This window comes from Okeania sp. SIO2B9 (assembly GCF_010672505.1).
In the GTDB taxonomy this organism is placed as follows: domain Bacteria; phylum Cyanobacteriota; class Cyanobacteriia; order Cyanobacteriales; family Microcoleaceae; genus Okeania; species Okeania hirsuta.
Genome location: NZ_JAAHGK010000238.1, coordinates 1 through 7,299, shown reverse-complemented (window position 1 = coordinate 7,299; position 7,299 = coordinate 1). Strand labels below are relative to the sequence as shown.

Sequence of the window (7,299 nt, the reverse complement as noted above, 5' to 3'; positions counted from 1 at the left end):
AATTCTTTTTTCAGTGCTTTGACTAGAGGAGTATTAGAAAAGTTAGTCTCAGTTATATTATCAATGATTTGGGATTAACAACTGAGACTAACTTTTCTAATACTCCTCTAGTCAAAGCACTGAAAAAAGAATTTCCATTGGAGATGCAAGATAATATGCTTTCTACCACAGTTGGAGATTTATTTTACTTGATTATTCTCAAAAAAATGATTGTTAAATTATTAAGTTAAAAGTTAAAATTAGAGTTAGATAAAATCAATCTTGTTTACTGCAAAAAATTTAATTCGCCGTCTAACATAAGAATTGCATTTACTCACCTAGATAAACTAGAAATAGTTTTGTTGAGTCAAGTTAAAACCAAAAACAATCAACAAGATCCATATTTAATGTTTTTCCTCGAAAATTCAGTTCCTAAATATTATGTTTCTTCAGAAGAAATTGAGATTGAAAAAAAGTATGGAGAAAATATTGGTAGTATTCCTGTAGGGCACAAAAAAGAAATGATCAAATCCTACTTGATTCAGTTCTACGATCAAATGGAAAAACAGTTAATAAATAGTCAGAGAATAGAAAGCATTGAAGAATATAAGTTTGCAGAAATAGCATTAAAGTTAATGAGAAAAAATGCTGAAAAAAAACCCAATAAACTTAGAAGTATAATTTTAGAAAGAGTTAAAAAAGTAATTAGTCAGGAGTTGAAAATAAATATAGAAAGAGTTAAACTAGAGACAATTTTCAGTTTCGATAAGCTAGATAATATAAAATTTAAATTGGTATTAATGGAATTGCAAATGGCACTCGAAAAAGAATTTAAAATGCCGTTAGAAAAACTTGAGGTAGAGTTACCAGGTAATGATGGGAAATACTCGTGGAATATTAAAGGAATATGCAACTATATTTGTGATGCAATTATTAATCAAGCAAAAAAGGAGACAACAAAGAAAGGTAATTAGTATTTATAAAGTAGACAAACTATAGTATTTTGATGATTAATATTAATTACTGAACATTTTTCAACTTTACTGAATTGACATATCTAAAACGGTGCGTTATGACGGATTGTTAAATTCCTTTCACAGTCTAAATTTTAGCCGTCTAACGCACCCGACAAATTAATTATTTACAAATTAATTACCCCTCCAAAAACTTAGCCACTGTCTGCACATCCTTATCCCCACGTCCAGAACAGTTAAACACAATACGCGGACTACCATTTAACTGTGGACAGAGAGTTTCCAAATAAGCGATCGCATGAGCAGTTTCCAGTGCTGGAATAATACCTTCCAACTGAGACAAACGTTGAAAAGCAGCCACTGCCTCATTATCAGTCACACTATAATATTCAGCTCTACCACTATCCTTCAAAAAACTATGTTCGGGTCCGACACCAGGATAATCTAAACCTGCACTGATAGAATGAGGTTCAATTATCTGACCTTCCTTATCCTGTAACAAATAACTCATAGCTCCATGCAACACACCAACACGACCAAGAGTCAGAGTAGCAGCGTGTTTATTAGTCTCAACTCCCTCACCACCAGCTTCTACACCGATCATTCGGACTGACGACTCATTCATAAACTCATGGAATAAACCCATTGCATTAGAACCACCACCAACGCAAGCAATCAAAATGTCAGGCAAACCGCCCCACTTTTCCAAACATTGAGTGCGGGTTTCTTGACCGATAACAGCATGAAAGTCTCGTACCATCATCGGGTATGGGTGAGGACCTGCAACAGAACCAAGAATATAGTGGGTAGTCTCCACGTTTGTTACCCAATCTCGAATAGCTTCTGATGTTGCATCTTTTAGAGTGCCGGTGCCAGCTTCCACTGGTCGTACCTCCGCTCCCATTAGTAGCATTCTGAATACATTGAGAGATTGACGTTCCATATCGTGAACGCCCATATAGATGATACATTCCAATCCAAACCGAGCGCAAACTGTGGCAGTGGCGACACCATGTTGACCAGCACCTGTTTCGGCAATGACACGTTTTTTACCCATTTTCAGAGCTAATAGAGCTTGAGCTAAAGCATTGTTGATTTTGTGGGCACCAGTGTGGTTGAGGTCTTCCCGTTTGAGGTAAATTTGTGGACCTGTACCATCAGGTCTGGCATAGTGAGTTGTGAGACGTTCGGCAAAATAAAGAGGACTAGGGCGACCTACATAGTCTCGCAGAAGTTGTTGGAGTTCTTTTTGGAAAGCGGGTTCTTGACTGTATTTTTTGTAGGCCGCTTCTAGCTCAAATAAGGCAGGCATTAATGTTTCGGGGACATATTTACCGCCAAACTGGCCAAATCTGCCGAGAGTATCTGGTTGTTGAGTTGAAGTAGGATTTAGAGGTGTAGTAGTCACTAATTTTTTCTCAAAAATAGAATATTTTTCATTATATATAGGCTTTTTGTTCAACAATTAATAATTAATAATTAATAATTACCTCTCCTTGAAAACGGATAGGATTGACTAAAAGGAAAATTTGGCGTTGCTGATTATGGGTATGATGCAAGCCCCCCTAACCCCCCAATTTTGGGGGGGAATAAAACTCTAAAAGTCCCCCTTGGAAAGGGGGAAACCAGAGGATGCTGCGCTTTTTGTTGAATGGGGGATTTAGGGGGCTTGACCAGAACCAAACAATCGCGCATTCATACTTCAATTCAGCAACGCCGAAAATTTTTTATTTTTTCTCCTTTAAGGGAAAGGCTTTAAACCTTAATTATTCAGTAAAAAGGAAATTAGGGGGAGGGAAAAGGTCTGATAGTTTCAGATTTTCGATCTATTTTTTGATTTTTTACTAATGATATAGGATTGCTATATAGAGGTTGATTTAAAATTATAAAAAGTGCAACTTAGATGTACATAAATTCTTGTATTTGTATCGATCAACTTTTTTAATAAAATTTAAACTTTTATTGGTATATATCAAGCAAATATAACTTTTGTAAAATATTGTTATAAAAATCACCTAACATTTAAAAAAAAGTCCAAGATAATTAATATGGCAGTTGAAGGAAAAGTTAGAACAGATCGAAAGCTGAAAACTCAGATAACGTAAGATTTTTCTTTTCTCCTAGATAACTAAAGTCTTCTCTCCTAGATAACTAAAGCCTTCTTCCTTCTTCTTTCTTCCTTCTTCCTTCTGCTATATAAGTTTCTTGTCTTTATGTATTTAAAACTTACAGAGAAGAGAAACACATCTAAATTTAAAGTTTTAGATGAAAACATCAAGAAAATTTTAAGATAAAATTATGAAAATTGAAGAATTTTTGGCACGTTATGCCTCCGGAGAAAGAAATTTTCGGGATATTGATTTATTTCGATCTGAGCTTAGTAATGTGAATTTAGCTGGTGTGAGTTTGTTTCGTGCTAATTTATTCCGGGCTAATTTATTTAGAGCAAATTTAATTGGTGCTAATTTGTACAATGCTACTTTGATTGGTGCTAATTTGTATTGTGCGAATCTGAGTGGGGCGAATCTGAGTGGAGCGAACCTGACTCGTGCAGATTTGAGTGGGGCAGATTTGAGTGGGGCAGATTTGAGTGCTGCTGACTTGAGTGGGGCCATTTTGAGTTATGCTAATCTCAGTTATGCTGATATGAGTCGCGCTAATTTACAGAAAGCAATTTTAATTGATACAAATTTGAGTCATGCTAATTTAAGTGGTGCCGACCTCAAGAAGACTAAGATGAATGGGGTTGATGTGAAGGAGACTCGATTTTCTCTTGGTATTGGACTATCTGCAGAGATGAAGAAACAGTTGCAACAGCAAGGTGCAATTGTTGAAGATTTGCCTGGAGAACCTCACGCGAGTAGATTATTTGCCACTCGGTAGTAGGGGTAGGAGACAGGAGACAGGAGACAGGAGACAGGAGACAGGAGTTAGAAAAAAAGGTAGTCTTGCATAGTAATGGTAGGTAGAGATCGGGAAGAATTAGGGCGGGAGCAAGATGCTCCCACTGGCTATACCGTGAAAAAATAATTAGATACTAATACCATTACCTTGAATTTGGCAGTTGAAAGCTATCAGACTTCAGCCGATGGATGAAAACAAGTTGGAGATTTTAATCTCCGAAGTGGGGTGAATATAAGTGGGGTGGATATCCTACCTACCTGAAAATATCAGGAACGGGCAAGATACCCATTCCACAAAACTCTAATAACTAAACGCCTATTTTTTCACTTCTTTCACACCATCCTTAACATAACTTGCCTTACCATTACCATTACCATTACCATTTCCGTTAGTATAACCATTACCATTACCATTACCATTACCATTAGAAAAACCATTGATATCATAACCACCTGCCAACTCTTCAGCAGATTTATGAAATAAACGTGACTGTAAACCTTTCGCCATCACATAAAATATCGGCACTACATATAAACTCAAAATTGTAGAAACCAACATACCACCCATAACCGACATTCCAATTGAAACCCGACTAGCAGCACCTGCACCAGAAGCAAAAGCTAATGGCATTACCCCGAAAATGGTAGAAAACGCCGTCATTAAAATTGGACGAAACCGCAAACGGGATGCTTCAACCGCAGCTTTAGTAATAGACATACCATCTGCCAACAATTGATTAGCAAATTCCACAATCAAAATCGAGTTTTTCGTTGCCAAACCAATCAACATAATCAACCCAATTCGACTATAAACATTCACTTCCAACTGCGCCAACCACAACGCTCCAAAAGCACCCAACAAAGATAACGGTACTGCCAACAAAATCACCACCGGGTCAATATAACTCTCAAACTGAGCTGCCAATGTCAAGAAAATAAAGATCATTGCCAAGGCAAAAAGAAGCATCGTCGCTTGACCCGCATCTCGAAACTGTGACGACTCACCCTGGAGGTCGGTTCGCATATCAGCAGGTAAAATCCGGTCTGCCAAATCGTCCAACGCTTGTAACGCCTCACCCAGACTTACTCCTGGAGCAGGACTTCCTTGAATAGTTGCCGAACGAAATCGATTAAAGTGATTAATCTGAGGAGGAGTGGTTGTCGTACTTACCTTCACCACATTACTCAAAGGTATCATTACTCCTGACTCAGTCCGTACATACAAATCATCAATATTTTGTAAACTATTACGAAACTGTTCCTCAGCTCGCACAATTACATCATAACGTTGATTTCCTTGGGTAAAGTTAGTAATATCTTCCCCTCCCATCATAATTTGCAATGTTCTGGCAATATCCTCCACCGACACACCTAAATTAGATGCCTGAGCGCGGTCAATTTCTACGGAGATCTCCGGTTTATTAATCTTCAAATCTGTATCAATATTATTCAACTGGGGTAACTGTTGCGCTTCATTAGTAAATTCTTCAGAGACTCGCGCTAGTTCTTCTAAATCATTTCCCTGCAACACAAACTGTACTGGTTGAGTGCGACCAGTTCCAGGCAATGAACCGGGGTTAATGGGAAAGACTCGTCCATCAGTAATGGGAGCAAATGCTCCAAACAACCGTTTAACAATTTCTTGTTGTGCTTCCTCTGGTTTCTTGCGTTCCGACCATGGTTTGAGGTTGGTGAAAGCAAAAGCTCGGTTTGCTTGGGCAGAACGACCAAATCCAACAATACTGAAATAACCTCTCATTTCAGGTATTTGAGAGAGTTTATCTTCTACTTGACGCATGACGTTATCAGTATATTGAACACTTACACCTTCTGGTGCAGACACGGATACAAATACTCGCCCCCGGTCTTCTGTGGGTAAAAATCCTTGGGGGAGTTGTTGATATAACCAAAAGATTAACCAGAAAGATAGGACAAATCCTAAAATTACTAATGGTTTCATTCTCATCAACAGACGCAATGACCAATCATACATGGCTGAGATGCGACTTAGAGCATAATCAAATAAATCTAGGGGAGTAGCAACTACGCGGGAAAGGAAGTTTTGATGTTCTTTTGGTTGATGTCTTTTTAAGATTCGCCCTGATAAGGTTGGTGCTAAAGTCAAAGCAACGAAGGTGGATAATACGACTGAGACTGCAATAGTTAGAGCAAATTCATTAAATACTTGCCCTGAAGAACCTCCAGAAAATGCGACTGGTAAGAATACGGCAATTAATACAACTGTGGTGGCAATGACGGCAAATACTACTTCTCCTACTCCTAATATGGCTGCTTGCATGGGAGTTTTGCCTTCTTCTTGAATATATCGAACTATATTTTCTAAGACAACAATGGTGTCATCTACCACTAAACCTGTTGATAGTGTGAGGGCAAATAGGGTGAGGGTGTTGATGGAAAATCCCATGAAATACATTACCCCAAAAGCACCAATGAGAGAAACGGGAATGGTGATGGTGGGTATGAGGGTTGCTCTCCAGTCTCTCAGAAACGCATAGATAACTAAGACAACTAAACAAATTGCTAAAAATAAGCTTTTCCAAACTTCTTTGATAGCTACTTCTACAAATGTTGAGTAGTCAACACTGATGTAATATTCCATTCCTTCCGGGAAATCTTTGGATAATTCTTCCATCCTAGTTTTAACTCCGTTGGCAACTTCTATGATATTTGCCCCGGATAATTTACTGATACCAAGACCTACTGCTGGTTTACCATTATAACGAGCAAGGGTGCGATCGCTCTCTGCTCCAATTTCTGCTCTACCAATTTCTCTTAGTCTGGTGAGGGAATTATCATCATTTCGTCTGATGATTAGGTTTTGATATTCTTCTGTAGTTTGTAGGCGACCAAAAGTCCGAATTGGGTATTCGGTTGATTTTCCTTCTATTCTGCCACTGGGAATTTCTACGTTTTGTTCTCTGAGTGCTTGTTCTACATCTAATGCTGTAATATTTCGAGCAGCCATTTTTTGGGGGTCTAACCATAGTCGCATAGCGTAGCGACGTTCGCCACCGATCAAAATACTGCCCACTCCGTTAACAGTTTCTAAGACATTTTTGATGAATTTATCAGCATAGTTGCTTAACTCTAAGGACGAGTATTTTTCCCCAGTTAAAGCAAGCCAAATAATCCGTTCATCATCGCTACTGCGTTTAGAAACTACTGGCGCATCAACTTCATCGGGAAGTCTTCTCATAGCACGGGAAACTCGACTACGAACATCTTGAGCTGCTGCTTCTAGGTCACGGTCTAGTTCAAATTCAACATTTATGGAACTTGAACCTTCCCTGGTGCTGGAGGTTAGGGTTTTGACACCTTCAACACCGTTAATTTCTGCTTCGAGAATTTCTGTTACTTCTGTTTCTACTACTTCTGGGTTAGCTCCTGGGTAGCTAGTTTGCACGCTAACTACTGGAGGTTCA

The 7,299-nt window shown here is 38.5% G+C and carries 6 protein-coding genes; 4 read left to right on the top strand and 2 right to left on the bottom strand.

Going from position 1 to position 7,299, the window contains the following annotated elements; genetic code table 11:
- The first annotated feature begins 68 nt into the window (after positions 1 to 68).
- Together F6K13_RS10970 and F6K13_RS10965 are read left to right on the top strand one after the other, a co-directional pair.
- Complete coding sequence (locus F6K13_RS10970; protein WP_287287374.1) at positions 69 to 230, top strand: hypothetical protein; 162 nt, start codon at positions 69 to 71, stop codon at positions 228 to 230.
- A gap of 108 nt (positions 231 to 338) precedes the next feature.
- Positions 339 to 953, top strand: a complete 615-nt coding sequence (locus F6K13_RS10965) for an acyl carrier protein (protein WP_287287373.1) — start codon at positions 339 to 341, stop codon at positions 951 to 953.
- A 178-nt stretch (positions 954 to 1,131) separates the two neighbouring features.
- Here F6K13_RS10965 and trpB read toward each other — a convergent pair whose 3' ends face one another.
- Positions 1,132 to 2,361 (bottom strand): tryptophan synthase subunit beta, encoded by a 1,230-nt coding sequence (trpB, locus tag F6K13_RS10960; protein WP_124154768.1) that lies wholly within the window; start codon positions 2,359 to 2,361, stop codon positions 1,132 to 1,134.
- An 890-nt stretch (positions 2,362 to 3,251) separates the two neighbouring features.
- On the opposite strand from trpB, the gene F6K13_RS10955 reads away from it, so the two are divergent.
- The gene (locus tag F6K13_RS10955) at positions 3,252 to 3,836 is read left to right on the top strand and encodes a pentapeptide repeat-containing protein (protein ID WP_124146772.1); all 585 of its coding nucleotides are present in this window, start codon (positions 3,252 to 3,254) and stop codon (positions 3,834 to 3,836) included.
- Positions 3,784 to 3,909 carry a hypothetical protein gene (locus F6K13_RS10950; RefSeq protein WP_287287372.1) on the top strand — a complete coding sequence of 42 codons (126 nt, stop codon included), beginning with the start codon at positions 3,784 to 3,786 and terminating at the stop codon, positions 3,907 to 3,909. The genes F6K13_RS10955 and F6K13_RS10950 overlap by 53 nt, the downstream gene beginning before the upstream one ends.
- A 263-nt stretch (positions 3,910 to 4,172) precedes the next feature.
- On the opposite strand, the gene F6K13_RS10945 is transcribed toward F6K13_RS10950, so the two are convergent.
- On the bottom strand, positions 4,173 to 7,299 hold a 3,127-nt coding region (locus tag F6K13_RS10945; protein ID WP_287287370.1), incomplete at its 5' end, for an efflux RND transporter permease subunit.

Bases quoted from the DNA above. Each gene is read 5' to 3' on its own strand.
- F6K13_RS10955 (WP_124146772.1), top strand. From the start codon at position 3,252: ATGAAAATTGAAGAATTTTTGGCACGTTATGCCTCCGGAGAAAGAAAT.